Raw genomic sequence first — 24871 nt, 5'->3', positions numbered from 1 at the left:
CAGCCCTCGTCAGGAACCGTGTACGCCCGCACGGTACTTGGGCAGCCGCAGCGTGATCTTCATGCCCGCCCCGACCCCGGTCTCGATGACGAGCCCGTAGTCGTCCCCGTAGACCTGGCGCAGCCGCTCGTCGACGTTGAGCAGGCCGATGCCGGTGGAGGCGCCGCCCTCGCCGCGCAGGATCTGCCGCAGCCGCTCGGGGTCCATCCCCGTCCCGTCGTCCTCGATGACCACCTCGGCCTCCGAGCCGGCGTCCAGGGCGCTGATGGTGATCCGGCTGCGGGTGACCGCCCCTTCGAGCCCGTGCTTGACGGCGTTCTCCACCAGTGGCTGGAGACACAGGAACGGCAGCGCGACCGGCAGCACCTCGGGGGCGACCTGGAGGGTCACGGCGAGGCGTTCGCCGAAGCGGGCGCGGACGAGGGCCAAGTACTGGTCGATGGAGTGGAGTTCGTCCGCCAGGGTGGTGAACTCACCGTGCCGGCGGAACGAGTAGCGGGTGAAGTCCGCGAACTCCAGGAGCAGTTCGCGGGCCTGCTCGGGGTCGGTCCGGACGAACGAGGCGATGGCGGCGAGCGAGTTGAAGATGAAGTGCGGGGAGATCTGTGCCCGCAGCGCCTTGATCTCGGCTTCGATCAGCTGCGTACGCGAGCGGTCCAGCTCGGCCAGTTCCAGCTGGACGCAGACCCAGCGCGCCACCTCCCCCGCCGCCCGGGCCAGCACCGCCGACTCGCGCGGGGCGTAGGCGACGAGCGCGCCCAGGACTCGGTTCTCGACGGTGAGGGGGACCGCGACGGCCCAGCGCAGCGGGCAGTCGAGGTCACCGCAGCCGCTGTCGAACGCGGTGTCGCGGCCGTTGTCCAGCAGCTCCTTCAGGTGCTCCATCACGTCCTTGCCGTGGTGGTGCCCGGCCCCGTCCCAGACCAGCACCCGCTCCCGGTCGGTGAGGCAGAGGGCGTCGGTGCCCAGGAGGGAGCGCAGCCTGCGGGCGGCCCGCCGGGCGCTCTCCTCGGTGAGGCCGGCCCGCAGTGGCGGGGCGGCCAGCGACGCGGTGTGCAGGGTCTCGAAGGTGGCGTGCTCGACGGGCGTACCGACGTCGCTGGGGCGCACCGGGCGGGCGGTGCGGCGCCCCAGCAGATAGCCGGAGCCGAGCAGCAGCCCGGCGAGGACGACGACCACGGCGACGGCGGCCCCGGTCATCGCTCCCTCCCCACGGCGGCCCGCGCGGAGGAGAGGGCCTCGGGGAGGTGGAAGCGGGTCATGGCGGCATTGGTGCCCGGGGGATGCGTCCCGGGGTGGCCAGCGAGACGAGGATCATCGCGAGGAAGCCGACGGGGACGGACCAGACGGCGGGCCAGGCGAGCAGGGCGTGCGGCCAGCCCGGCGGGCGTACGGCCCCGCTGACGGTGATGGCCACGGCGAGGAGCGCGGACCCGCCGCCGAGCAGGAGCCCCGCGACGGCCCCGGGCGGGGTGAGCCGCCGCCACCAGATGCCGAGGACGAGCAGCGGGCAGAAGGAGGAGGCGGAGACGGCGAAGGCCATACCCACCGCGTCGGCCACCGGCACCCGACTCACCAGCAGGGACCCGGCGAGCGGCACGGCGATGGCGAGAACGGTGGCGAGCCGGAAGTGGCGTACCCCGCGCGAGGGCAGGACGTCCTGGGTGATGACCCCGGCGACGGCCATGGTGAGCCCGGATGCGGTGGACAGGAACGCGGCGAACGCCCCGCCCGCGATCAGCGCCCCGAGGAAGTCGCCGCCGAGTCCGCCGATGACCCGGGCGGGCAGCAGCAGGACGGCGGCGTCGGCGTCGCCCCCGTACCGCAGTTCGGGGGTGTAGAGGCGGCCGAGCGCCCCGTAGATCGGCGGGAGCAGGTAGAAGAGGCCGACCAGGGCGAGGACGGCGACGGTGGTGCGGCGGGCGTCGCGGCCGTTGGGGCTGGTGTAGAAGCGGACGACGACATGCGGCAGGCCCATGGTGCCGAGGAAGGTCGCCACGATCAGCCCGTACGTCGCGTACAGCGGGTGGTCGGCGCGGAAGACGGCGAGCTGGTCGTCGAAGCTGACCCGGGGGCGGCCGTCGCCCTGCCAGGCGAGGACCAGGAAGAGGGCGGGGACGAGGAGGGCGGTGAGCTTCAGCCAGTACTGGAAGACCTGGACGAAGGTGATGGAGCGCATGCCACCCGCGGCGACGGCGGCGGTCACTACGGTGGCGACGAGGACATCACCGAGCCAGCCCGGAGCACCGGTGAGGATCTTCAGCGTCAGCCCGGCGCCCTGGAGCTGCGGTACGAGGTAGAGCCAGCCCGCCCCGACGACCAGGGCGCTGACCAGTCGGCGGACCTGCCGTGATTCGAGCCGGCCCTCGGCGAAGTCGGGCAGGGTGTACGCCCCGGAGCGGCGCAGCGGTGCGGCGACGAAGACCAGGAGCACCAGGTATCCGGCGGTGTAGCCGACCGGGTACCAGAGCATGTCGGGGCCGTGGACGAGGACGAGTCCGGCGACGCCGAGGAAGGAGGCGGCCGAGAGGTACTCGCCGCTGATCGCGGCGGCGTTGAGGCGGGGCCGCACGGTGCGGGAGGCGACGTAGAAGTCGGAGGTCGTACGGGAGATGCGCAGGCCGAAGCCGCCGACGAGGACGGTGGCGAGGACGACGAGGGCGACCGCCACCCAGGACGCCATGTGGTCGGGGGCGCTCACGGGGCGGGGCGGCCCTCCACCAGCCGGGCGAAGTCGCGTTCGTTGCGCTCGGCCCGGCGGACGTACCACCAGGCGGCCAGGGTGAGCGGCGGGTAGGTGGCGAAGCCGAGGACCACCCAGACGAGGGCGGAGCTGTTCAGCGCCTCGAACAGGAGCGGCAGGGTGCCCGCGACGAGAGCGAGGACGCCGAAGACGGTGAGTCCGGCGCGGAGCTGGCCGCGCATCAGCGAGCGTACGTAGGCGCCGCCGAGGGCGGTCTGCTCGTCGATCTCCGACTGGGTGCGGTAGCGGGGCAGCGGGCGCACCCGCCGCGGCTCGCCCGTGACCACTTCGCGCCGGGGGGTTGGCTCTGCGGACATGGGCTCGGAGTCTAGGCGTCGCGGGGTGGTGCTGGGAAGGGTCCCGGGTAGGTCTCCCCAGGTCAGCGGCGGCCTCCCGACTGGGGTCAGCGGCCGCTCTGGCGCATCAGGAGGTCGCGCAGGGCACGGGTGTGACGGCGGCTGACGGCGAGCTCGGCCTCCCCGATGCGCACGCTCATGCTGCCCGCGTCCAGGCGCAACTCGTCGATCCGGCCCAGCGCCACGAGGTGGCGGCGGTGGATCCGGACGAAGCCGCGGGAACGCCAGCGCTCCTCCAGGGTGGACAGCGGGATGCGGACGAGATGGCTGCCGCCGGCGGTGTGCAGACGGGCGTAGTCGCCCTGGGCCTCGGCGTAGGCGATCTCGTCGATGGGGATGAAGCGGATGACGCCGCCCAGTTCGACCGGGATCTGGTCGCCCGCGCTGTCGTGGACGGGCGCGGACCGGTCCCCCACCTGCTCGGCGACCCGGCGGACGGCTTCGGCCAGGCGTTCGCGGCGGACCGGTTTGAGGACGTAGTCGACGGCCTTGAGGTCGAAGGCGTGGACGGCGAAGCCCTCGTGCGCGGTGACGAAGACGATGAGCGGGGGCGCGGCGAACCCGGCGAGGAGCTGGGCGACGTCGAGACCGGTGAGACCGGCCATGTGGATGTCGAGGAAGACCACGTCGATGGCGGACGGGTCGTCGGGGCCCGCGTCCACCGCGCCGCCGATGCGGCGCAGGGCCTCGGTCGCCCCGGTGGCGCCCTCGGCGCTGCTGACCCGGGGATCGGCGCGCAGGAGGTAGAGGAGTTCCTCCAGGGCGGGTTGTTCGTCGTCGACGGCGAGTACGCGCAGCATGAGGCCGGAGTTTAGGCCGTATCGAGGGCCGTGGCTTGAGTGATGCGTAGCTTGTTCCCGTACCGCAGTACATGCAGACGACCGAACCCCACATCCGGGTGGGGGCCTATGCGCTGGGTGTGCTCGGGAGCGCCGAGACCTTCCGATTCGAGGAGCATCTGGCGGACTGCCCGGGGTGCCGGCTGCGGGCCGGTGAGTTCGCCGGAGTGCGGGACGGTCTGGCGGAGGCAGGGCCGCCGGTGGACCCGGGGCCCGGGCTCGCGGAACGCCTGACGGCCGCGGTGGCGGCGGGGCGGCGCAGGGCGGGCCGGCGGAGGCTCGCCCTGGTGGCGGCCGCGGTGGTGCTGGCGGCGGGCGGCCCGGCGGCGGTGGCCGGGTTGTCGGGCGGCCCGGCGGAGGGGGCCGGCGCGCAGCGGTGGTCCGGGACGGACGGGGCCTCGGGGGTGGCGGCCGTGGTGACGGCGGCGGGGCGCGACTGGGGGACGGCGGTGGCGCTGGAGGTGGCGCGGGTTCCGGTGGTGGGGGCGTGCGCGCTGGTGGCGGTGGGCCGGGACGGCAGCGAGGAGACGGTGGGCGGCTGGTCGGCCGGGGGCGCGGAGGACGGTCCGGTGGAGGTGTCGGGCGGGGCGGCGCTGCGGCCGGAGGGCATCGACCACTTCGAGGTGCGCACGGCGGACGGGCGGCGGCTGGTGACGGTGACGCGGTGAGCCGGAGGCTCACTTCGGGAATGCGGGTCCGCCGCTACTTGAGGAACTTCGAGAGCCTGCGGTCGGCCAGCGGCTTTCCGCCGGTCTGGCAGGTGGGGCAGTACTGGAGCGCGGAATCGCTGAAGGAGACCTCCAGGATGGTGTCCCCGCAGACCGGGCAGGCCTCGCCGGTACGCCCGTGGACCCGCATCCCGGTCTTCTTCTCCGCCTTGAGTTTGCCCGCCTCCACTCCGCGGGAGCGGTCCACGGCGTCCCGCAGGGTGGTGCGCAGCGCCGTGTACAGCCGGGTGACGTCGTCCTCGGTCAGGTCGGCGGTCCGCTTGAACGGGGACATCTTCGCGACGTGCAGGATCTCGTCGCTGTAGGCGTTGCCGATGCCCGCGATCAGCGCCTGGTCGCGCAGCGCGCCCTTGATCTGGCGACGGGCCCCGGCGAGCAGCGCGGCGAACGCGTCGCGGTCGAAGGCGTCGGCGAGGGGGTCGGGGCCGAGGGTCGCGATACGGGGGACGTCCACGGGGTCGTGGACGAGGTGGACCGAGAGGCTCTTCTTGGTGCCCATCTCGGTCAGGTCGAAGCCGTCGCCGTCCGTGGTCACCAGGCGCAGGGCAAGCGGCCCTTTGCCGGGCCGGGGCGGGGCGGCGGGGAAGGAGTCCTTCCAGCGGAGCCAGCCGGCCCGGGCGAGGTGGGTGCAGAGGTGGAGCCCGCCCGCCTCGATGTCGAGGAACTTGCCGTGCCGGGCGACCGAGGTGACCCTCGTGCCCTCCAGGGCGGTCAGCGGCGGGTCGTACGTCTTCAGGACGCTGATCGCCAGCGGGAGGACGCGGGCGATCTCCTTGCCGACCAGGTGGTCGTCGAGGAAGACCCGCAGGGCTTCGACTTCGGGCAGTTCGGGCATGGCTCCAGCCTGCCGCAGCCGGTACGCCGCTGCCTGTCAGGACACCGGTGTGCGGTCCGTGCCGGTGACGAGGGCGTACAGCTCCGTGAACTCGTCCTCGAGCGCGGCGGCGAGCCGGTCCACGTCGGGCAGCGCCTTGCCGTCGGCCACCAGGCCCACGTGCACCCGCCCGCGGTAGGTGGACAGGGCGACCGCCAGGGACTGGCCCCGGGCCAGCGGCGCCATGGGGTAGAGGGCGGTCAGCGGGCAGCCGCCCAGCGAGAGCGCCGAGCGGGGCAGCGGCACGCTGGTGACCAGCACGTCGAAGAGCAGGCGGGCGGCGTTGGCCGCGAGCGGTGCGCCGAACCGGTGTGCCAGCGGGGGCAGTTGGTCGGCGAGTACGGCGACGGCCCCGGCGCCCTTCAGGGGGCCCGCCGCCTTGTTGCGGTCCATCGCGGTCCGGACCGCCCGGAGCCGCCTCCGCGGGTCGGCCGCGGTGACCGGCAGACCCAGCAGGTAGGCGGAGAGCCGGTTGCCGGAGGCAGCGGCCCCGCCGGGGCGGCGCCGGGAGACGGGGACCAGTGCGCGCGGGTCGGCGGCGGGCAGGGGCTCGCCCCGCTCGGTCATCCAGCGGCGCAGCGCCCCGGCGACGACGGCCAGGAGGACGTCGTTGGCCGTGCCGCCCTCGGCGCGCCGGATCCGCTGGAGGTCCCCGGCATCGAGGTCGGCGGTGGCCAGACGCCGGGTGCCGCTGGAGGGCGCGGTGAGGGCGGAGGGGCCCCACAGGCCGAGGCGGCCGGCGCGGACGACGGAGGCTCCCACACCGAGCGCCCTGCCTACCTCGCCGAGCCGTCCGAGCGCCATGCCCGCCATCTCCCGGGGGTCGGGCAGCCAGGAGCGGGGCGGGACGGCGGTGCGGCCCCGGGCGGCGGTGCGGGCGCCGGTGACGGCGGCGATCTCGTCGAAGATCCCGGCCCCGATGGCGACCGCCCGCATCCCGTCGGCCAGGGCGTGGTGCAGTTTGACCAGGACGGCGAAGGGCCCGTCGTCCGCGCCGCCGATGAGGTACATCCGCCAGGGCGGCAGCCCGCGCCCGAGCGGCCGCTCCATCAGTTCGCCGGCCAGCCGGGTGGCCCCGGCCATGAAATCGCCGTCGGCCACGACGACCCGCTCGACGTGCCGGTGCACGTCGAAGTCCTTGTCCACCGTCCAGGCCTTGCCGCCGACCGGCAGCAGGACGTCCCGTACGGACATGCGCAGCCGGGGGATCGCGGCGGCGCGGGTCCCGAGCAGTTCGAGGATCCGCTCCGGGCCGGTGCCGGGTGCCGGGGCGAAGACGGCGAGCGCGCCCAGGTGCATCGGGTGGGCGTCCGATTCGAGGTGCCAGAACGCCAGGTCGAGCGGGGCGAGAAGCTCGGTACTCAACAGGGGCCTCATGTCGTCGAAGCGGTGGGGCCGGGGTGAGCAGGCCCCGCAGTCAATCGTTTGCGGTCGGTCACGGTCAAGTACAGACATATTACGTACTGTTACATCGGTGCGTCGGTCGCGATCGTACGGGGTGCGCCGGGCCGGCCTTCAGCGGGTCGGGATGAGGAACTCGCACCACACGCATTTGCCGCTCCCCCGCGACTCCACGCCCCAGACATCGGCCAGCCGGTCGACCAGCATCAGGCCGCGTCCCGACACCCCGTCCTCCCCCGCGTCGCGGCGCCGGGGCAGAGCGCTGGAGCGGTCCTCGACGTCGACCCGCAGCCGCCGCTCGGTCCCGGCGAGCACCCGGATCGTCACGACGGCCCCGCCGTCGGTGTGCATCAGCGCGTTGGTGATCAGTTCGTCGGCCGCGAGCTCGATCTCGTCGACCCGGTCCTTCGCACCCCAGGCGCGGACCGCGGCCCGGATCATGTGCCGGGAGGAGCTCAGCGCCTCGGGGTCGTTCTGGGCGACGTGCTGCTGGAGCCGGCCGCCCGGCTGCGGGGCGTGCGCGGCCCGGCGGCGCAGCAGCAGGACCGCGACGTCGTCCTGGCCGCCGCGCCCGTCGACCGCGTCGCAGAGCTGGTCGGCCAGTCTCTGCAGGTCTTGGGGGCCGTTGGAGACGAGGGTGGTGAGCCGCTGCATCCCTTCGTCGAGGTCGGATCCCGGCAGTTCGACGAGGCCGTCGGTGAACAGGATCATCGTCTGGCCGGGGTCCAGCTCGACGGTGGAGACCGGATACTCCAGCCGCCCGAACTCCGCCGAGAGGCCGAGTGGCAGGCCTCCCTCGGACACCACGCGGCGGCAGCTCCCGTCCACGTCGCGCACCACCGGGTCCACATGCCCGGCGCGGACCACCTGCACCACCCCGGTGGTGAGGTCGACCTCCGCATAGGTGCAGGTGGCGAAGCGGTCGGTGTCCAGTTCGTGCAGGAAGACGGAGGCGCGCGCCATGACCGTGGCGGGGCTGTGCCCCTCGGCGGCGTACGCGCGCAGCACGATCCTGAGCTGCCCCATGACGGCGGCGGCGTGGGTGTCGTGCCCCTGGACGTCCCCGATGACGGCGCCGACCCGGCCGCCGGGCAGCGGGATCAGGTCGTACCAGTCGCCGCCGATGTCCCGGCCGAGACGGGCCGAGCGGTAGCGGACGGCGACCTGCGCCCCGGGCACGGACGGGATCCGGCGCGGCAGCATGGCCTGCTGGAGACCTTCCGCCAGGTCGTGTTCCTGCTCGTAGAGCATCGCGCGCTGGAGGCTCTGGGCAATCGACGTGCCGAGCGCCATCAGCAGATTGCGTTCGTCGGCGGTGAAGCCGCCCTTGTCCCGGTAGAGCAGGCCGAGCGCGCCGATCGGGCGGGCCTGGGCGATCAGCGGCATATAGGCGGCGGAGGTGATCCCGAGGTGGCTGATGCCGGACCACAGGATCGGGTAGGAGGCGGCGAAGTCCTCGGCCGACTCGATGAAGCGCGGGGACAGCGTGCGGACGACTTCGCTCATCGGGTACTGCTCGTCCACCCGGGTGTACCGGGTGCCGGGGACGTACGCGCCTTCGGGGCCGTCGGCCACCAGGTGGATACGGCCGGATTCCAGCAGCCCCATGACGAGGCTGGTCGCTCCGAGGTGGGCCAGGCCCTGGGAGTTCTTGAGGACGGCGATGACGTCCTTGACCGTACGGGCGTGGGCCAGGGCGGCGGTCGTGCCCTCGACCAGGCTGGTGCGCCGGCGGCGCTCCTCGTCCAGCTCGCGCCTGGCGGTGGAGTCGGCCAGTTCCTGGGTGGCGTCGCGGACGATCCCGATGATGCGGCGGGGGCGCCCGGTCCCGTCTCGGCGGACGAAGCCCTGGGTGTGGGTCCAGCGCAGGGTGCCGTCGCGCCGCTGGATGCGGAAGTACGCCCCGTAGTTGGTGCGCCCGCTCTTGAGGGCGTGCGAGACCAACCCGTCCAGGCGCTGAGCCTCGTCCGTCGGCACGCGTGGCGCCAGCGAGGCCGGCCGGTCGTCGTATTCGTCCGGGGTCAGATCGAACACGTCGAGGGCGGCCCGGTCCATGTGCATGAGGCCGGTGTCAAGATCCCAGTCGAAGCTGCCCATACGGTTCAGGGCGAGGCTGAGGTCCGGGTGGGCGGGCCAGTCGTCGGGGAGTGACAGGGCACCCGCTACCCGATCATCCATGTGGGCCACTCTGCCACCATTTTTCCGATTCCTCTTGTCCGATTCCGCCGGTCGGACACCGTCCGGTCAACCGGCGAACACGTCGCCGAGGTCCGCTTCCATGGGCGGCTCCGCGGGCCCGTCCGGCTCCTCCGGCTCGGCGGGGAAGACCTGGGTCGGCTCGGGCACCACCTCCTCCGGCTCGCCCTCCTCGTACTCCCACGGCTCCTCGGGCGGTGTGTCGCCGAAGTCGTCGGACGACTCGTCGGGTCCGGGATCCGTCGGCGCTTCCGGCTCGGAGGGGGTCCGGTCGGACGGGGTGGAGTCCGGGGGCGGGGGCTCGGAGGGGCGGCCCGGGGACGGGAAGAGCAGGTCGGCGTCGGGTTCGAAGGGCGGCGGGTCGTCCGGGTCCCGGTCACGGCCGCCGCTGTCGCCCATGGTCCGCTCGATCCAGGTGTTGTCGTCGGCGTTCACGATGATCAGGCTCGTGGCCGCCTTGACACCGGGCTCGACGGCCACGATGCGCGCGGGGTCGTGGCCGGGCCAGCGCTCGCCCCGGTGGGCGGCCTTCCCGTCGGCGACCACGGGCGGACCCAGCGGGTTGCCGCAGGCGCAGCGGACCCGGGGCATCCCGCGACTGTCGACCAGGACGGCGGTGCCCGCCTGGAGCACGGCCTGGAAGGCGGTGGCCGATCCGGCGCCGTAGCCGTGGTTGGTGACCTGGGCGTCGACGCGCAGGACGACCGGGGTGAGGGACTTCAGATAGCCCGGGATCTGCACGGCCTCGATGCCGGCCGCCTCGGCGAAGGCGCTCGCCTTCCCCCTGTCGTCGGTCAGGAGGGTGGTCTGCCGCTCGACATCGCAGGCGGCGACCGATCGGGTGCCGCCGTAGAGCCCGGGGACGGCGCCGGAGACCCGATGGACCGTACGGGTGGCGGAGCCCGGTTCGTCGTCCGGTGCGCCGGTGGAGGGCGGGAGGTCCGTCGTCCGCGCCGTGGACGCGGTGAACGGTCCCGGGCCGGGGGACGCGAGTGGCTGGAGCAGGACGTCCTCGGCCTCCGCGGTGCCCGTGGTGCCCTTCGCCGTGCGGTCGCCGCCCTCGCCGCAGCCCGCGACGGCGAGCAGCACCCCGGCGGACAGCGCGGCGAGCGCGGTACGCCGGAAACGTCCTTGTGAGCGCACAGAGGTCTCCTGCCTGTCCCAGGGATACGGATCGGTGTCACCATCTGTGCCGCACCGGGCACGGACCCGCAAGCGGACGGATGCCCACCACCCCCGCCTTGAACGCGTTCAATTAATCCTCTACGCTCACGACGAGAAGTTGAACACGTTCAAACGATGGAGGGGGAGGCATGTCCGTACTGGTCAACGCCATCGTCATGCTGGGCATGCTCGTCGTCGTGCCGGTGGGTCTGCGGCTGACCGAGCAACCGGAGCTGGAACGGATCCGCCGCCTCTGGCCCCTCTTCGCCGCGCCGGGCACGCTCGCCCTCTGGCTGCCGCGCGGCGCCACGGCCACCGCGCTCGCCGGTGTCTACGCCGTAGGGACCCTGCTGCTCGCCCTGCACGCCCCGCGCCGGGCGGCCCGGGGCCAAAACCTCGACCCGGCCGGAATCGCCCTGCTCACCGCGCTGGTCACCCCGGCGGTCGCCGCGACCGCCCTGGTCGCCGAGCGTTCGGGGCACGAGCTTTTTGGGTTCGACCTCGGCATCCTGGCGCTGACCGTGCCGCACTTCCACTTCGCCGGATTCGCCGCCGCCCTGATCGCCGGTCTGGTGTGCCGGGTCTCCGACGGCCGGGCGGGCCGCTTCGCCGCGCTGAGTGTGCCGCTGGGCACCTTGCTCGTCCTCGTCGGGTACTTCATCGGGGACTGGGCCGAACTCGCCGGGGCCGGCGTCCTGACGGCCGGGATGTGGACCGTGGGCCTGCTGACCTGGCGGTTGGGGCAGGCGGAGGGGCGGGACCGGACGACGCGGCTCCTGCTGCTCTCCTCCGCCGCCGTCCTGGTGGCGACGATGCTGCTGGCGCTGAGCTGGGCGCTCGGCGAGGCGACCGGGCTCCCCCACCCCACCCTGACCTGGATGGCCGCCACCCACGGGCTGGGCAACGCGCTGGGCTTCGCGCTCTGCTCGCTGCTGGCCTGGCGGCGCATCCACCTCCACGATGCCGCCCGCACCGAAGCCCGTACCGCCGTCCACACCCACACCGAAGGCAGGACCGCATGAGCACCCTCAGCTACCCGGAGGTCGGCGCGACCCGCCTCGGCCCGCTCCCCCGCGGCTACCACCACCTCCACCACCGCACCCGGGTCGGCCGGGGCGCAGCGGATTTCGCGGCCGCGGGCGCGGCGATAACCGAGTGGCGGATGCACCGCGCGTCGGGCGCCCGGGTGGAGGCTTCGGCCCGGCGCGCGGAGCCCGGCGGCGGCGTCCGGGTCTCCCTGGGCCTGGGCCCACTGCGGTTCACCGCCCCGTGCGAGGTGATCTGGACGGCGTACGGGGAGGACGGCCGTACCGGCTTCGGCTACGGCACCCTGGCCGGGCATCCGGAGCGCGGCGAGGAGTGCTTCGTGGTGGACCTCGCGGACGACGGCACGGTGTGGTTCACCGTCCTGGCGTTCTCGCGCCCCGCCTCCTGGTACGCCCGGCTCGCCGGACCACTGGTGCCGCGCGTGCAGCACTGGTACGCGCGCAGGCTCGGCCGTACGCTCCGGCGGATCGTCGCCTCGGGCTGACCCACCCGGCCCGCGAGCGGAGGGGCCCGGGAGCCGGCGCGGGCCGGCAGGAAGCCCCGGGCCGCCCGTCGGCCGATACTGGCAGGGATGGAATGGTTCACCGCGGACGGCTACTGGCTGAGCCGGCTGGTCTTCCAGCGGGCGCTCGCCGTGGTCTATCTGGTCGCCTTCCTCTCCGCCGCCCTCCAGTTCCGGGCGCTGATCGGCGAGCGCGGCATGCTGCCCGTCCCCGAACTGCTGCGGCGCACTTCGTGGCGAGCCGCTCCGGGGCTCTTCCGGCTGCGCTACTCGGACCGCCTCTTCGCCGCCGTCGCCTGGGGCGGCTGCGCCGTCTCGGTGGCGCTGATCGCCGGGCTGGACAGTCTGCTGCCGCTCTGGGGCGGGATGCTGCTCTGGGCGCTGCCGTGGGTGCTGTATCTGTCGGTCGTCCAGGTGGGGCAGGTCTGGTACGGGTTCGGCTGGGAGTCGCTGCTGCTGGAGACGGGGTTCCTGGCGGTCTTCCTCGGCACCGGGGACACGGCCGCGCCGGTCCTGGTGCTGTGGCTGCTGCGGTGGCTGCTGTTCCGGGTGGAGTTCGGCGCGGGGCTGATCAAGATGCGCGGCGACGCGTGCTGGCGACGGCTGACGTGCCTGGACTTCCACCACGAGACCCAGCCGATGCCGGGGCCGCTGAGCTGGTTCTTCCACCATCTGCCCCGGCCCGTCCACCGGGTGGAGGTGGCGGCCAACCATGTGACCCAGCTCCTGGTGCCCTTCCTGCTGTTCACCCCGCAGCCGGTGGCGAGCGCGGCGGCCGGACTGATGGTCCTCACCCAGCTCTGGCTGGTCCTGTCGGGGAACTTCGCCTGGCTGAACTGGCTCACCATCGCGCTGGCGCTCTCCGTGATCGACTGGACTCCCCTGGCCGGGCCGCCGCCGGCCCAGGCCGCTCCGCCCCTCTGGTACGAGGTGGTCGTCATCACCGTGACCGCCTTGGTACTGGCGCTCAGCTACCGTCCGGCGCGCAATCTGCTCTCGCGACGGCAGTCGATGAACCGGTCCTACGATCCCCTGCACCTGGTGAACACCTATGGCGCGTTCGGTTCGATCAGCCGGATGCGGCTGGAGGTCGTGCTGGAGGGCAGCGCCGATCCGGTGGTGCGCGAGGGCGCGGAGTGGCGGGAGTACGGCTTCCGGGGCAAGCCGGGAGATCCGCGAAGGCTGCCACGCCTGTTCGCCCCGTACCACCTGCGGCTCGACTGGATGATGTGGTTCGCCGCGCTCTCCCCCGCGTACGCCCGCTCCTGGTTCGGCCCCTTCGTCGACCGGCTGCTGGAGGGCGACCGGGACACGCTCCGGCTGCTCGCCCACAACCCGTTCCCCGACGCACCGCCCCGCCACGTGCGCGCCCGGGTGTTCCGCTACCGGTTCACCGGGCTCCGGGAGCTGCGGGCCACCGGATGCTGGTGGCACCGCACCTACGTCCGGGAATTCCTGCGGCCCGTCTCCCGGCCGCTGCCGCCGGAGCGGGAGGGCGGGGAGACGGGCCGCGGGAGGCGCCGGTAGATCCTCGGGGGTCAGTCGATGCCGGGCAGGATGTGCGGCTCGGCGAGGTCGTCCTCGTATCCGGCGAGGCGGATCGGGGCGGACCTGGCCCAGACCTCGATGTTCCGCAGCTTCTCGGGGCGGCCGGGCCGCCCGTGGGTCCGTTCGGCGGGGCGCATTTCGCGTTCGGTCAGTTCCGGTGTCGTCACCGCGCACTCCTCTGTGTCGCGTCACCCAGGGCGTCGTCGACGCTCCGGCACCGATGCCGGAGCGCGACCCGCCCCGAGCGGGGCAGGGATGGTGATATTTCGGTCGCGGTGGCGCCGGTTGGGGGCGGAACAGCGGCCGGGTTACCGACGGTGTCCCAGGACGGTCGAGGAACCTTCGTGGGCCCCTCGATGGCGTCCGTTCGCCTCAGCCTAACCAAATGAGCGCCGCCGCGCTCGATAGAACGTGTGCGGTAGGTCACTTTCGGCCACCGGGGACAGAGAAAACCCGGCCCAGGAACATCCTGGGCCGGGTCTTCCGCCGCCGCGCGGAGACGTCGGGCCGGTTGGGCCGTTCGGACTACCAGTTGGCCGGGGCGTAGTCCTTGAGGAAGCAGCCGTAGAGGGCCTCCCCGCCCTCACCGCGCACGATCGGGTCGTAGACCCGGGCCGCGCCGTCGACCAGGTCGAGAGGGGCGTGGAAGCCTTCCTCGGCGAGGCGCATCTTGTCCGGGTGCGGGCGCTCGTCGGTGATCCAGCCGGTGTCCACGGCCGTCATCAGGATGCCGTCCTTCTCGAACATCTCCTGGGCGCTGGTGCGCGTCAGCATGTTGAGGGCGGCCTTGGCCATGTTGGTGTGCGGGTGGCCCGCACCCTTGTAGCCACGACTGAAGACGCCCTCCATGGCGGAGACGTTGACGACGTACGCGTGCTTGGCCGCGGTGGCCGCCATCGCCGGGCGCAACCGGCTGATCAGGATGAACGGTGCGGTGGAGTTGCAGAGCTGGACTTCGAGGAGTTCGATCGGCTCGACCTCGTCGACCGTCTGGATCCAGCTGTTGGTGTCGTGCAGGTCGGGGACGAGGCCGCCCGCGTCGATCGCGGTGCCCGCGGCGATCCGGGCCGGCGATGCGGAACCGGTGACCAGGGCGAGGTCGGTGACCTCCTGGGCGCTCAGGCCCTCCCTGCGGGCGCTGGGCAGGGCGGCCACCCGGTCGACCGAACCGCTGTTGAAGGTGCCGATGACCTCGGCGGCGGGAAGTTCGCCCGCCGGCAGCGGCGCCGACTCCGCGCCGACCAGCTCGCTGTAGGCCCCCGGGGAGCGGCGCACGGTCTGGGCGGCGTTGTTGATCAGGATGTCCAGGGGACCCTCGGCGGCGACGGAGTCGGCCAGCGCGACGACCTGGGCCGGGTCGCGGAGGTCGATGCCGACGATCTTCAGCCGGTGGATCCACTCGTCGCTGTCCTCCATCGCCTTGAAGCGGCGGATCGCGTCGTTGGGGAAGCGGGTGGTGATGGTGGTGTGCGCGCCGTCCCGCAGCAGCCGCAGCGCGATGTACATACCGATCTTCGCCCGGCCGCCGGTGAGCAGCGCCCGGCGCCCGGTCAGGTCGGTCCGGGCCTCGCGGCGGAAGCGGTTCTCCTTGGCGCAGGCCTGGCAGAGCTGGTGGTAGAACGCGTCCACCTCGACGTACCGCGTCTTGCAGATGTAGCAGGACCTGGGGCGCTGGAGGATGCCCGCGATCTCGGCCGTGGCGGAGGAGGAGGGCAGCACGCCCTGCGTCTCGTCGTCGATGCGGTCGGCCGAGCCGGTCGCCGTGGCCTCGGTGACGGCCCGGTCGTGGGCGGTCTTCGCGGCGCGGCGCTCCTGGCGGCGGCGCTGCTTCACGGTGCGGTAGATCCCGGCGGTCGCCCGGCGGACGCGGATGGCGTCCGGATGGTCGACCTCGATCTTGTCCAGCTCGTCGAGCACGCTCAGGCAGACGGCCAGCCGCTCCGGGTCGATTCCGGGACCGAAATCCTCGATTCCGGGAGCGAACTCCGGGCTGTCCTCTGTCACCGTCATTGCCGTTCCTCTGCCATCTTCTCGCCGCGGGTCGTGGATCACCGCAGGCCGAAACACCCCGCTCAAGTTTGCCATGCGCGGGCCACTGCTCCGTTCGGGCGAAGAAAAGCGGAAGACGACACGCATGACTTCGCGAGGACAGGGCAGGCGACCGTCCGACACATTGGGCAGCAGGGAGGGTGACACCATGACGGTGATGTCGGCGCGAGCCACCGGGACGACGACGCCGCTGAGCGACGACCGCACCGGCGTGCGGACGGCGGACGTCTCCGGAGAGCTGCCCTGGGTCGAGGACGCCGGAAAGATCGCCCCGCAGGACGCCCGGGCCCTGTCGAAGATCTTCTTCGACCGGCTCCAGGTCCTGGAGGAGGGCACGCACGAGCACCAGTACGCGCGCAACACGCTGATCGAGATGAACCTCTCCCTGGTGCGCTTCGCCGCGTCCCGGTTCCGCAACCGCGGCGGCGACGACACCGAGGACATCATCCAGGTCGGCACGATCGGCCTGATCAAGGCGATCGACCGGTTCGATCTGTCCCGCGAGGTCGAGTTCGCCACCTTCGCCGTCCCCTACATCGTCGGCGAGATCAAGCGGTTCTTCCGGGACACCACCTGGTCGGTGCATGTGCCGCGGCGGCTCCAGGAGCTGCGGGTGGACCTCGCCAAGGCGAAGGAGCAGCTCTCCGCCCAGCTCGACCGCGACCCCACCGTCAAGGAGCTGGCCGCCCACCTCGACCTTCCCGAGGAGGAGATCATCGAGGGGCTCGTCGCCGCCAACGGCTACTCGGCCGGTTCCCTCGACACCCCGTCCGCGGACAGCGACTCCGGCCAGGAGCAGCGGGCGTACGCCGATGTCCTCGGCGAGCCGGACCCGGGCATGGAGACCGTCGAGAACCTGCACACGCTGGCCCCGCTGCTGGAGCAGCTCGACGACCGGGAGCGCCGGATCGTGCAGATGCGGTTCGGGGCGGAGATGACGCAGTCGCAGATCGGCGAGGAGCTGGGTGTGTCCCAGATGCATGTGTCGCGGCTGCTCAGCAGGATCGTCCAGCAGTTGCGCAAGGGTATGAGCGTCGAGGCTTGAGCCCGCGCCAACCTTTCGGGCTTCGCACGGATTTCAGCCGTCCGCCCTTCCGGGCGGGCGGCTTCGTGCCGTCGGCCCGGGGGCCGGGTCCACCGCCGGGTCGGTCGCTCGCCTATGCTTCCTGACGATCAGGCCGGACGAACCGTGCCGTCACACGAGGGGGTGGAGGGTTGACCGAGTCGCCCGTGGGCACTTCGCCGATTCCTGTGGGCATCTCCGGAATTCCCTCCCAGCAGGTCGGAGCCTCGCCGTACGCCGAGACCCCGCTGTGGAATCTGGACGCGTCGATCCTGCTCGTGGAGGACGACGCGGGTGACGCGCTGCTCGTCGAGGAGATGCTCACCGACAGCGAGCTGGACTCCGCCCTCACCTGGTGCAAGACCCTGGCCGAGGCGCGCGCCTTCCTGGACGCCTCCGCCGCCCCGGTGTGCGTCCTTCTCGATCTGCATCTTCCCGACGTCCACGGCCTGGACGCCGTACGCCAGATACTGGCGTCCGACAGTGACGCCGCGATCGTCGTCCTCACCGGTCTGGAGGAGTCCGGCACCGGGCTCCGCGCGGTCGCCGGAGGCGCCCAGGACTACCTGGTCAAGGGCCGGCTCAACCCCGAGGTGCTGTCGCGCGCGATCCGCTACGCCCTGCAGCGCAAGGAAGTGGAACGAGCCGCCGCGGCCCTGCGCGCCAATCGGCTGATCGCCCAGGAGAACGCACGGCTGGAGCGCGGGCTGCTGCCCGTTCCCCTGCTGCGGGACGACCGTTTCCGGGTCCGCGCCCGCTACGAGCCGGGGCGGGTCCACGGGCTGCTGAGCGGTGACTTCTACGATGTCGTGCAGACCGCGGACGGCACGGTGCACGCGGTGATCGGCGATGTCTCCGGGCACGGGGCCGCCGAGGCCGCGCTCGGGGTGTGTCTGCGGGTGGCCTGGCGTACCGCCGTGCTGTGCGGTACGTCGCACCCCGAGCAGATCGCCCTGCTGGAGGAGATTCTGGTCGCCGAGCGCTCGGACTCGCATGTGTTCGCCACCGTCACGTCGCTGGCGTTCCCGCCCGGGCAGCGGCACGTCCAGGTCCTGCGCGCCGGTCACCCCGGCCTGCTGCTGCGGCAGGGCACGGACGTGACCTGGGTGGAGCCCCGGGGCGGTATGGCGCTCGGGCTGCTGCCGGGGGCGGGCAGCTGGCCGTCGGTGGACGTCCCGCTGCCTCCCGGCGGAGGTCTGGTGCTCTTCACCGACGGCCTGTTCGAGGGGCGCGACGGGCCGGACAGCCGGCTCGGCGAGGAAGGACTGCTGGCGATGGCGCGGGCGAACGGACATCTGCCGCCCCGCGCGTTCGTGGACGCTCTGGTGGCGGGAGCCGCCGAGGGAGCCGCGCCGTACGGCGGGCTCGCGGACGATGTGGCCGTACTGCACCTGGGCTGGGGATCGGACGATGATGAGCACTGACAGGGCCGAAGTCATACCGGACAAGAGCCTCGCCGCCCGGCTGTCGGTGCAGTCCTGGGTCCACCTGATACTCGGCGGTTTCGTCGTGGTCGTCTGCGGCTGCCTCGCGATCGGCGGTCTGGTGCTGTCCCGGATGTCGGAGCGCACCGACGAGCTGGTGGACCGTATCCAGCCGGCGCGATCGGTCTCCTTCCAGCTCCAGAACGCCCTGCTCGACCAGGAGACGGGGGTCAGGGGGTTCGCCCTGACCGGTGACCGGTCGTTCCTGGAGCCGTACGAGGCCGGGAAGAGCGCGGAGCGGGAGCGGCTGGCCCTGGCGCGGGAGCTGGTCGGCGACGACGAACGGCTCGCGAAGGACCTGGACGTCATCGAGGCCGCCGCCGACCGGTGGCGGCAGGACAAGGCCGAACCGTTGATCGCGGCGGTGAGGGACAGCGGTCCCAGCCGCTCCGGCACCACCGCAGAGCTCCAGAGCAGCAAGACGGAGTTCGACCACCTGCGGCGCGCGTACACCGCCCAGCAGGGCCACCTGGCCGAGGCCCGTGACCGGGCGCGGGCCGACCTGAACGACGCGCGCTCCACCCGCGACTGGGTGGTGGGCACTCTGCTCGGCGTCCTCGTGCTCACCATCGTGGCGCTGAGCGTGCTGCTCCACCGGGTGGTGGGGGTCCCGCTGAACCGGTTGCGCGACGCGTCGGACCGGGTGCGGGCCGGAGCCTTCGGCAAACGGATCGAGATCAAGGGGCCCTCCGACGTGCATGCCGTGGCGTGGGCGGTGGAGGACATGCGGCGGCGGCTGGCCGACGAGCTGGCCGAGGCACGGGACCGCGAGTCCCTGCTCTCGGAGCAGACCGAGGAGCTGCGCCGTTCCAATGCGGAGCTGGAGCAGTTCGCGTACGTCGCCTCGCACGACCTCCAGGAGCCGCTGCGCAAGGTCGCCTCGTTCTGCCAGCTCCTGGAGAAGCGGTACGGGACGGAGCTGGACGACCGGGGCAAGCAGTACATCGCCTTCGCGGTGGACGGCGCCAAGCGGATGCAGGTCCTCATCAACGACCTGCTGACGTTCTCACGGGTGGGCCGGGTCCAGGAAAGCTGGAAGCCCGTCGATCTGGGGCGGTCGCTCGACCGCGCGCTGGGCAATCTGGCCGCGGCGGTCGAGGAGTCGGGGGCGGTCGTCGAGCGGCCCGAGGAGTTGCCGGAGCTCGTCGGGGACGCCACCGCCCTCACCATGCTCTGGCAGAACCTCATCGGCAACGCGGTGAAGTTCCGCCGGGAGGGGGTCCCCTGCCGGATCGTCGTCGACTGCGTGCGCGAGGACGAGACCTGGCATCTGACCGTGTCGGACAACGGGATCGGGATCGCGCCCGAGTTCGCGGACAAGGTGTTCGTCATCTTCCAGCGGCTGCACGCGCGTGACGAGTACGACGGCACAGGCATCGGCCTGGCGCTCTGCCGGAAGATCATCGAGTTCCACGGTGGCCGGATCTGGCTGGAGCCCGAACCGGGCGAAGGCACCCGGATCCACTTCACCCTGCCCGTGGCGCCCGAGGCGCCCGCGCACACCACGGCGGAGCTGCTCGCTCCCGCCCTGCTCACCAGCCAGCCGGGAGACGCTTCGTGAACACCCCTGTCCAGCCCATCGAGGTCCTGCTCGTCGAGGACGACCCCGGCGACGAGCTGATGACCCGTGAGGCCTTCGAGGACAACAAGATCCGCAACACCCTGCATGTCGTGCGCGACGGGCAGGAGGCGCTGGACTTCCTCTACCGGCGCGGCGAGTACACCGAGGCCCCCGCCCCGACCTGGTGCTCCTGGACCTGAACCTGCCCAGGTACGACGGCCGGCAGGTGCTGGAGCAGATCAAGGGCGACCCCGAGCTCTCCCTCATCCCCGTGGTCGTGCTCACCACGTCCTCGGCCGAGGAGGACATCCTGCGCAGCTACAAACTGCACGCCAACGCCTACGTGACGAAACCGGTGGACCTCGACCAGTTCATCGCCGCGGTGCGCCAGATCGACGAGTTCTTCGTGACCGTGGTGCGGCTGCCGGGACGTGCGTAGGATCGGTCCGGATCTCTTGGAGTGGGATCCTTCGCCACGGGTAGACGACTGGCGGAAAAGGTCTCGACCTCACTGCGGCGCCCTGGCTGGAGCACATGAACGAACAGGTCACCTCCCCACCGGAAGAACCGGGTCAGGGGCCGGCTTCCGGGGCGGTGCCGACCTCCGCCGAGGTCCTGCTCAGCGCCGAGGTCTTCGACGGCGAGCCCGGCTGCATCGCGCTGGCCCGCGCGCTCGCCGACCGCTTCCTGACGAGGCTCGCGGTGGAGTGCCTCGCTCCGATCGGCGAACACACGCGCAGCGATCTGATGCTGGCCGTCAGCGAGCTGGTCACCAACGCCGACCGCTACAGCCACGGCCCCTACCTGCTGGAGCTGGAGGGCAACGCCCAGCTCATCAGCGTCACGGTCTACGACAGCAGCACCGCGATGCCCGTGCTGTACGCCCCCGACCCGTCCCGCCTCGGCGGCCACGGCATGGAGATCGTCGTGGCGCTGTGCGACCGGCTCACCGCCGAGCGGGTGCCGGTGGGCAAGCGGATCCGCGCGGAGTTCCAGCTCAGCACCTGAGCCCCTCCGGCCCGCCCGGCCGCTCCTCCTCTCAGGAGTCGAGCACGGCGGTGGCCTCGACCTCGACCAGGTGCTCGGGGACATCGAGGGCCGCGACGCCGACCAGCGTGCCGGGCGGTACGGGAGTGGTCCCCAGTCTCGCGGCGGCCCGGGCCACGCCCTCCAGGAACAGCGGCAGCTTCTCGGGCGTCCAGTCCACGACGTACACGGTCAGCTTCGCCACGTCGTCGAAGGTGCCGCCGACCGCGGCGAGGGCCGTGCCGATGTTGATGTAACACTGCTCGACCTGCGCGGCGAGGTCGCCGGCGCCGACGGTGGCGCCCTCCGCGTCCCAGGCGACCTGTCCCGCGATGAAGACCAGCTTCGAGCCGGTCGCGACGGACACCTGTCGGTAGGCGCCGATCTCCGGCAGTCCGCTCGGGTTCGCCAGGGTGATGGCCATACCTCTCGCCTCCTCGTTCCGGGGGCCGTGCCCCCGACTCTCCACCGGCCCGGACGGAGCCCGTGGTCACTTGTGGTTACTCAGGAACCATAGGAGAGTGTGGGTCGACAAGGAAGAACGCACTTTTCGGTGACAGGGGAACCTGATGGTGACCAAGCAGTTCAGCGGCTCGCCCGAGGATTCGGATCTGCGACGCGCGGACTCGCTGGCGCGGGAGATCTTCTCCGACGTCGCCAACAAGTGGGCGCTCCTGATCATCGAGGCCCTGGGTGAGGGCACTCTCCGCTTCAGCGAGCTGCGGGGCGAGGTCGAGGGCATCAGCCACAAGATGCTCACCCAGAACCTGCGCATGCTGGAGCGCTACGGACTCGTCGAGCGGTGCGTGCACCCCACCGTGCCGCCGCGGGTCGAGTACACGCTCACCACGCCGGGCCAGGGCCTGCGCCGGACGGTCCATGTGATGTGCGACTGGACCCATGAGCACATCGGCCATATCGAGGCCTCCCGCCGCGCCTTCGACGCGCCCTGACCGGGAGGGCCTGCCGGTCCCCCTTTCCGGTCAGCCGTTCTGCCGACCGAACCAGTCCAGGCACAGCACGAGCGCATCGTCCAGCGTCTCCGTGACCCGGTACTCCGCCAGCTCGCCGAGCATCGCGCGCGGGACGGTGGCGGCGGGCAGCAGCCGTGTCGACTGGATGGCGCGGGCCAGCATGCGGTCCCCGTACGCCTCCCCGATCGGGGACACCGCGTCGTACACGCCGTCGCTCAACAGCAGCAGCCGGTCGCCGGGCTCGACCTGGAACTCCTGGACCGTGTACTGCGACTCCTCGAACATGCCGAGCGGCAGCTGGGCCTCCAGCTCCATCCGGCGGACCGAACGGCCACGCTGGATCCACAGCTGCGGCGACCCCGCGTCGACGACGCCGACCCGCCCCGTCGCCAGCTCGAAACGGAGCAGCAGGGTGGAGACGTGGGAGGCTCCGCGGTGCTGGTCGTAGAGAGCCTGGTCGGCGAGGGCCGCCTGGTCCGCGATGCCGATGCCGGCCCGGCGGGCGTTGCGCAGTGCGTTGACGGCGAGGTTGGTGAGGAGGGAGGCCTGTATGCCCTCGCCCATGCCGTTGGTCACCGCGAGGGTCAGCTCGTCGCCGTCGGCGGCCCAGTCGAAGTTGTCGCCGTGGATGGCGTACGCGGGCTCCAGTTGGGCCCCGATGGCGAACTCGGCGGCGGTGCAGGCGCGGGCGGGCAGCAACTGCCACTGCATCTCCGCGGCGAGGGTGAGACGGCTGGTGCGCCGGGCGCGCTGATACAGGTCGGTGTCCCGCTCGGCGACCAGGATCTCGTGTCCCAGCAGGTCGGCGACGTGGGTCAGTTCGCCGACCAGCTCAGAGGTGGACAGCGCCTGGGGCAGCCGGACGGTGAGGATGCCGAGCCGCTCGCCCCGTACGGTGACGGGCAGGTAGTGATCGACGGCGTCGTTGTGCCGGACCTGCTGTTCGCGGGGCTCCTGGCTGTCGAACGCCCGGCCCTCGGGGCTGTGGTGGAGGGAGAGCGGCTCGCTGTCGGCATCGGGCCGGTCCAGCGACTTCAGGACCCGCAGACCGTAGTCGGCGAGGTGCAGCTCCACCGCGAGGGCCCCGTAGGCGGCGCTGAGCTGGGTGCGCAGGGTGGCCAGCAGGGCGTGCGGTGCTGCGGCCCGCACGGCGGCCTCGATGTCCGTTCGTCTGTTCACGGTCTCTCGCGCAATCTTCGTCCTGCGACGTGGTAAGGGCCGGGCTCGGGCTGACAAGCGGGGGTGGCGGGTGACACAGTGGCTGAATGCCCCACCGAGGATTCCGCCCGAGCAGCAGCGAACAGGCGTCCGCCTACGCCGTCGCCGCCTCGGAGCTGCTGGAGGTGTTGTGGGGCCGGGGCCAGGAATCCGCCGCTTCGGGAACCGTATCGCCCTCCCAGCTCCGGGCCCTGCTCGTGATCGAGAGGCAGGAGGGCACCAACCTGCGGGCCCTGGGTGAGGCCCTGGGCTCGCGCGCCCCCTCCGTCAGCCGGCTCTGCGACCGGATGCAGGCGATGGGGCTCGTCCTGCGGGCGCCCAGCCCGACCAGCCGACGCGAGGTGGAACTGCGGCTGAGCATGCGCGGCCGCGCCCTTCTCGAAGAGTACCGGGCCCTGCGCGCCGCCGAGCTGAACGCGGTGCTGGAGCGGATGGCTCCCGCCGACCTCGCCGCGCTCACGGACGGTCTCGCGGCCTTCCACGCCGCGGCTTCGGAGCGCCTTTCTCCGCAAAGAGGCACGGACGCCTCCCCGCTCCGCAATGATGTCGCCGACAGCGCCTAGCCTCATCCAGCCCCTGCTTCCGCATTCATCGGCACTCCGCCGTCGACCGCCGGACGATCAACCGCCGGGGATCAGATTGTTACCCGATGGAGAATGTTGTCAAATGGCAACTGTTACTTCTATCGTTACCCCGTTACCCCGCCGCGACCAGGGACGGAACAATGCCGACCCGTCCGGCGACACGGCTCCCCGCTCCCTTCCGATCCCGCCCGAGGTGCCTTCCGTGCTTTCATCGCCCAACGAGGACAGAGCCGTCAGAATCACCACCCGGCGGGAGCGGGAAGCTCTGGTTCTCTCCGTGTCGGGAGACCTCGACATCGACAGCGTCACACCCTTGGGTCTGGCCCTGTCCTCCGCCGCCGACGACGGCTCGGGCCCGGTCGTCGTGGATCTCTCCGGCGTGGGTTTCGCGGATTCGACGACGGTGAACGTGCTCCTTCAGGGGCAGACGGCGCTCGGCGACCGGTTGCGGCTGGCGGCCCCGTCCCCGTTCATGCAACGCCTGATCGGCATGATCGGCCTCGACAGCGCCCTGCCCGTCCTGCCGTCCGTGGACGACGCCATCGACGCCGTACCTTCCTGACGGCGTCAGGCCTCGGCCCGAGCGGAGCCGGGCGCCCGGTCGAACACGCAGTCGCCGCACAGCCCGCCGCCGGGACAGCGCCAGTACAGGCAGCAACTGCGCCGGCGGAACGCCGGACCGTGTGGGGAACCCGTGCCGCGCAGCGCCTCGTCGTCGAAGAGCTCGGCCGCCAGGGCGCGGGCCCGTGCGGCCACGTCCGGCCGGTCGTGGCCGCGCGCGAAGGCGACGAGTTCGCGTACGGCCCCGGCGAGCGCGGATCCCGCGTTGCCCCGCAGCAGTTGCGGCGAAATGTTCCCGTCCCGCCGGAACGCCTCGGCCAGCGGGACCAGGTGCCCGTACTGGACCTCCTCTCGGATCCGGGCCGCCGTGCCGGGCAGTTCGGCCGTCCCCGCGAGCCACAGGTCGTCCGGGGAGGTGGACGCCGGGTCCCAGTGCAGGTGTCCGGGGGCCAGGGCGGGGATCCGTCCGAACAGCGCGGCCGGTCCCAGAGCGATGGACCAGAGCCGCGCGGCGAGCCCGAGGTGGGCGATGGAGGCGGCGACCCGGCGCTCGGGGGTCCTGAGCCGCGTCGCGACCCGGTCGACACGCGCGGCGAGCGGATCGTTCTCGCCCGCGTACAGCCGTTCCAGCGGCCGGTGTCCGCCGTCCGCCACCGGGGTGGTCCGCAGCGCGAAGAATCCTCCGACCGATGCCAATAGTGCCAGGTCCATGGCCTGCTCCCCTCCGTTTCCGGTCCGTCCGCGGTCCCGCTCCAAAGACCGGCCCCGCGAACACCGGCTGTGGCCTCCCAGCGGCTCACCGTATCCGCCGGGCGCCAACTTCTGACGGCTGGGGGCGGCAGGACTACCGTCGGGAGGAGGACGTCGGTCCGACGGGCGTACTACTGGGGCAGTACGCCGAAGTGGAGACTCAAGGACGACGACGTGGGGCCCCGGACGGGACATCGTGGTGT

Annotated in this window: 23 protein-coding genes and 2 pseudogenes; 12 read left to right on the top strand and 13 right to left on the bottom strand. The window is 72.2% G+C overall.

What is annotated here, in order from left to right; genetic code table 11:
- Positions 1-9: 9 nt before the first annotated feature.
- The 4 genes and pseudogenes from CCZ36_RS32005 to CCZ36_RS31990 form a co-directional block, all read right to left on the bottom strand.
- A complete protein-coding gene (locus CCZ36_RS32005; RefSeq protein ID WP_069736321.1) occupies positions 10-1200 on the bottom strand; it encodes a sensor histidine kinase in 1191 nt (396 codons plus the stop codon).
- A pseudogene (locus tag CCZ36_RS32000) lies at positions 1197-2701 on the bottom strand (sodium/solute symporter). Before CCZ36_RS32000 ends, CCZ36_RS32005 begins: the two are co-directional and overlap by 4 nt.
- Positions 2698-3060, bottom strand: a complete 363-nt coding sequence (locus CCZ36_RS31995; RefSeq protein WP_128819141.1) for a hypothetical protein — start codon at positions 3058-3060, stop codon at positions 2698-2700. The pseudogene CCZ36_RS32000 and the gene CCZ36_RS31995 overlap by 4 nt, the downstream one beginning before the upstream one ends.
- A gap of 86 nt (positions 3061-3146) precedes the next feature.
- Positions 3147-3899 (bottom strand): LytR/AlgR family response regulator transcription factor, encoded by a 753-nt coding sequence (locus CCZ36_RS31990; RefSeq protein WP_069736319.1) that lies wholly within the window; start codon positions 3897-3899, stop codon positions 3147-3149.
- 71 nt (positions 3900-3970) lie between these two features.
- Here CCZ36_RS31990 and CCZ36_RS31985 point away from each other — a divergent pair, with 71 nt between their 5' ends.
- Positions 3971-4606 carry a zf-HC2 domain-containing protein gene (locus tag CCZ36_RS31985; protein WP_069736318.1) on the top strand — a complete coding sequence of 212 codons (636 nt, stop codon included), beginning with the start codon at positions 3971-3973 and terminating at the stop codon, positions 4604-4606.
- 34 nt (positions 4607-4640) lie between these two features.
- Here the strand turns inward: CCZ36_RS31985 and CCZ36_RS31980 are convergent, their stop codons facing one another.
- The 4 genes from CCZ36_RS31980 to CCZ36_RS31965 all read right to left on the bottom strand — a co-directional run bounded on the left by CCZ36_RS31980 (position 4641) and on the right by CCZ36_RS31965 (position 10280).
- Positions 4641-5501: an Fpg/Nei family DNA glycosylase gene (locus CCZ36_RS31980; RefSeq protein ID WP_069736317.1), complete on the bottom strand. Its 861-nt coding sequence runs from the start codon at positions 5499-5501 to the stop codon at positions 4641-4643.
- Positions 5502-5537: 36 nt separating this feature from the next.
- Positions 5538-6905, bottom strand: coding sequence for a wax ester/triacylglycerol synthase family O-acyltransferase (locus CCZ36_RS31975; RefSeq protein ID WP_128819140.1), 1368 nt, complete (start codon positions 6903-6905; stop codon positions 5538-5540).
- A gap of 150 nt (positions 6906-7055) precedes the next feature.
- On the bottom strand, positions 7056-9119 hold the full coding sequence (locus CCZ36_RS31970; RefSeq protein ID WP_069736315.1) for a SpoIIE family protein phosphatase: 2064 nt from the start codon (positions 9117-9119) through the stop codon (positions 7056-7058).
- Between the two features lie 66 nt (positions 9120-9185).
- The gene (locus tag CCZ36_RS31965; RefSeq protein ID WP_069736314.1) at positions 9186-10280 is read right to left on the bottom strand and encodes a DUF6777 domain-containing protein; all 1095 of its coding nucleotides are present in this window, start codon (positions 10278-10280) and stop codon (positions 9186-9188) included.
- Positions 10281-10450: 170 nt separating this feature from the next.
- Between CCZ36_RS31965 and CCZ36_RS31960 the strand changes: the two genes are divergently transcribed.
- From CCZ36_RS31960 to CCZ36_RS31950, 3 genes are all read left to right on the top strand, one after another.
- Complete coding sequence (locus CCZ36_RS31960) at positions 10451-11323, top strand: YndJ family protein (protein WP_069736313.1); 873 nt, start codon at positions 10451-10453, stop codon at positions 11321-11323.
- The gene (locus tag CCZ36_RS31955) at positions 11320-11832 is read left to right on the top strand and encodes a DUF1990 family protein (protein ID WP_069736312.1); all 513 of its coding nucleotides are present in this window, start codon (positions 11320-11322) and stop codon (positions 11830-11832) included. The genes CCZ36_RS31960 and CCZ36_RS31955 overlap by 4 nt, the downstream gene beginning before the upstream one ends.
- 87 nt (positions 11833-11919) lie before the next feature.
- Positions 11920-13377 carry a lipase maturation factor family protein gene (locus CCZ36_RS31950; RefSeq protein ID WP_128819139.1) on the top strand — a complete coding sequence of 486 codons (1458 nt, stop codon included), beginning with the start codon at positions 11920-11922 and terminating at the stop codon, positions 13375-13377.
- Between the two features lie 11 nt (positions 13378-13388).
- Here the strand turns inward: CCZ36_RS31950 and CCZ36_RS34960 are convergent, their stop codons facing one another.
- Complete coding sequence (locus CCZ36_RS34960; protein ID WP_156095448.1) at positions 13389-13565, bottom strand: hypothetical protein; 177 nt, start codon at positions 13563-13565, stop codon at positions 13389-13391.
- Positions 13566-13923: 358 nt separating this feature from the next.
- Positions 13924-15408: an SDR family NAD(P)-dependent oxidoreductase gene (locus CCZ36_RS31945; protein ID WP_128819138.1), complete on the bottom strand. Its 1485-nt coding sequence runs from the start codon at positions 15406-15408 to the stop codon at positions 13924-13926.
- Positions 15409-15595: 187 nt separating this feature from the next.
- On the opposite strand from CCZ36_RS31945, the gene CCZ36_RS31940 reads away from it, so the two are divergent.
- The 5 genes and pseudogenes from CCZ36_RS31940 (at position 15596) to CCZ36_RS31920 (ending at position 20563) form a co-directional block, all read left to right on the top strand.
- Positions 15596-16492, top strand: coding sequence for an RNA polymerase sigma factor SigF (locus CCZ36_RS31940; protein ID WP_069736309.1), 897 nt, complete (start codon positions 15596-15598; stop codon positions 16490-16492).
- 206 nt (positions 16493-16698) lie between these two features.
- Entirely contained in the window at positions 16699-17934 is a 1236-nt protein-coding gene (locus tag CCZ36_RS31935) for a PP2C family protein-serine/threonine phosphatase (protein WP_069736308.1), read from the top strand.
- Entirely contained in the window at positions 17924-19555 is a 1632-nt protein-coding gene (locus CCZ36_RS31930) for a sensor histidine kinase (RefSeq protein ID WP_128819832.1), read from the top strand. The genes CCZ36_RS31935 and CCZ36_RS31930 overlap by 11 nt, the downstream gene beginning before the upstream one ends.
- A pseudogene (locus tag CCZ36_RS31925) lies at positions 19552-19994 on the top strand (response regulator). The gene CCZ36_RS31930 and the pseudogene CCZ36_RS31925 overlap by 4 nt, the downstream one beginning before the upstream one ends.
- A 95-nt stretch (positions 19995-20089) precedes the next feature.
- Positions 20090-20563 (top strand): ATP-binding protein, encoded by a 474-nt coding sequence (locus CCZ36_RS31920; RefSeq protein WP_069736305.1) that lies wholly within the window; start codon positions 20090-20092, stop codon positions 20561-20563.
- A 31-nt stretch (positions 20564-20594) separates the two neighbouring features.
- Here the strand turns inward: CCZ36_RS31920 and CCZ36_RS31915 are convergent, their stop codons facing one another.
- Entirely contained in the window at positions 20595-21005 is a 411-nt protein-coding gene (locus tag CCZ36_RS31915; protein ID WP_069736304.1) for a RidA family protein, read from the bottom strand.
- 145 nt (positions 21006-21150) lie between these two features.
- On the opposite strand from CCZ36_RS31915, the gene CCZ36_RS31910 reads away from it, so the two are divergent.
- A complete protein-coding gene (locus CCZ36_RS31910) occupies positions 21151-21534 on the top strand; it encodes a winged helix-turn-helix transcriptional regulator (RefSeq protein ID WP_069736303.1) in 384 nt (127 codons plus the stop codon).
- Positions 21535-21564: 30 nt separating this feature from the next.
- Here CCZ36_RS31910 and CCZ36_RS31905 read toward each other — a convergent pair whose 3' ends face one another.
- The gene (locus CCZ36_RS31905) at positions 21565-22734 is read right to left on the bottom strand and encodes a PP2C family protein-serine/threonine phosphatase (protein WP_069736302.1); all 1170 of its coding nucleotides are present in this window, start codon (positions 22732-22734) and stop codon (positions 21565-21567) included.
- Positions 22735-22820: 86 nt separating this feature from the next.
- On the opposite strand from CCZ36_RS31905, the gene CCZ36_RS31900 reads away from it, so the two are divergent.
- Positions 22821-23336: a MarR family winged helix-turn-helix transcriptional regulator gene (locus tag CCZ36_RS31900; protein WP_069736301.1), complete on the top strand. Its 516-nt coding sequence runs from the start codon at positions 22821-22823 to the stop codon at positions 23334-23336.
- Between the two features lie 223 nt (positions 23337-23559).
- Positions 23560-23919, top strand: a complete 360-nt coding sequence (locus tag CCZ36_RS31895; protein WP_079149491.1) for an STAS domain-containing protein — start codon at positions 23560-23562, stop codon at positions 23917-23919.
- Positions 23920-23924: 5 nt separating this feature from the next.
- On the opposite strand, the gene CCZ36_RS31890 is transcribed toward CCZ36_RS31895, so the two are convergent.
- Positions 23925-24629 carry a (2Fe-2S)-binding protein gene (locus CCZ36_RS31890; RefSeq protein WP_069736300.1) on the bottom strand — a complete coding sequence of 235 codons (705 nt, stop codon included), beginning with the start codon at positions 24627-24629 and terminating at the stop codon, positions 23925-23927.
- Positions 24630-24871 lie beyond the last annotated feature (242 nt).

It is taken from the genome of Streptomyces sp. S063, assembly GCF_002832675.1.
Lineage (GTDB): Bacteria > Actinomycetota > Actinomycetes > Streptomycetales > Streptomycetaceae > Streptomyces > Streptomyces sindenensis.
This window is presented reverse-complemented; position numbering and strand designations above follow the sequence as displayed.

Bases quoted from the DNA above. Each gene is read 5' to 3' on its own strand.
- CCZ36_RS32005 (WP_069736321.1), bottom strand. From the start codon at position 1,200: ATGACCGGGGCCGCCGTCGCCGTGGTCGTCGTCCTCGCCGGGCTGCTG.
- CCZ36_RS31995 (WP_128819141.1), bottom strand. From the start codon at position 3,060: ATGTCCGCAGAGCCAACCCCCCGGCGCGAAGTGGTCACGGGCGAGCCG.
- CCZ36_RS31990 (WP_069736319.1), bottom strand. From the start codon at position 3,899: ATGCTGCGCGTACTCGCCGTCGACGACGAACAACCCGCCCTGGAGGAA.
- CCZ36_RS31985 (WP_069736318.1), top strand. From the start codon at position 3,971: ATGCAGACGACCGAACCCCACATCCGGGTGGGGGCCTATGCGCTGGGT.
- CCZ36_RS31980 (WP_069736317.1), bottom strand. From the start codon at position 5,501: ATGCCCGAACTGCCCGAAGTCGAAGCCCTGCGGGTCTTCCTCGACGAC.
- CCZ36_RS31970 (WP_069736315.1), bottom strand. From the start codon at position 9,119: ATGGATGATCGGGTAGCGGGTGCCCTGTCACTCCCCGACGACTGGCCC.
- CCZ36_RS31960 (WP_069736313.1), top strand. From the start codon at position 10,451: ATGTCCGTACTGGTCAACGCCATCGTCATGCTGGGCATGCTCGTCGTC.
- CCZ36_RS31955 (WP_069736312.1), top strand. From the start codon at position 11,320: ATGAGCACCCTCAGCTACCCGGAGGTCGGCGCGACCCGCCTCGGCCCG.
- CCZ36_RS31950 (WP_128819139.1), top strand. From the start codon at position 11,920: ATGGAATGGTTCACCGCGGACGGCTACTGGCTGAGCCGGCTGGTCTTC.
- CCZ36_RS31945 (WP_128819138.1), bottom strand. From the start codon at position 15,408: ATGACGGTGACAGAGGACAGCCCGGAGTTCGCTCCCGGAATCGAGGAT.
- CCZ36_RS31940 (WP_069736309.1), top strand. From the start codon at position 15,596: ATGACGGTGATGTCGGCGCGAGCCACCGGGACGACGACGCCGCTGAGC.
- CCZ36_RS31930 (WP_128819832.1), top strand. From the start codon at position 17,924: ATGAGCACTGACAGGGCCGAAGTCATACCGGACAAGAGCCTCGCCGCC.
- CCZ36_RS31920 (WP_069736305.1), top strand. From the start codon at position 20,090: ATGAACGAACAGGTCACCTCCCCACCGGAAGAACCGGGTCAGGGGCCG.
- CCZ36_RS31915 (WP_069736304.1), bottom strand. From the start codon at position 21,005: ATGGCCATCACCCTGGCGAACCCGAGCGGACTGCCGGAGATCGGCGCC.
- CCZ36_RS31910 (WP_069736303.1), top strand. From the start codon at position 21,151: ATGGTGACCAAGCAGTTCAGCGGCTCGCCCGAGGATTCGGATCTGCGA.
- CCZ36_RS31900 (WP_069736301.1), top strand. From the start codon at position 22,821: ATGCCCCACCGAGGATTCCGCCCGAGCAGCAGCGAACAGGCGTCCGCC.
- CCZ36_RS31890 (WP_069736300.1), bottom strand. From the start codon at position 24,629: ATGGACCTGGCACTATTGGCATCGGTCGGAGGATTCTTCGCGCTGCGG.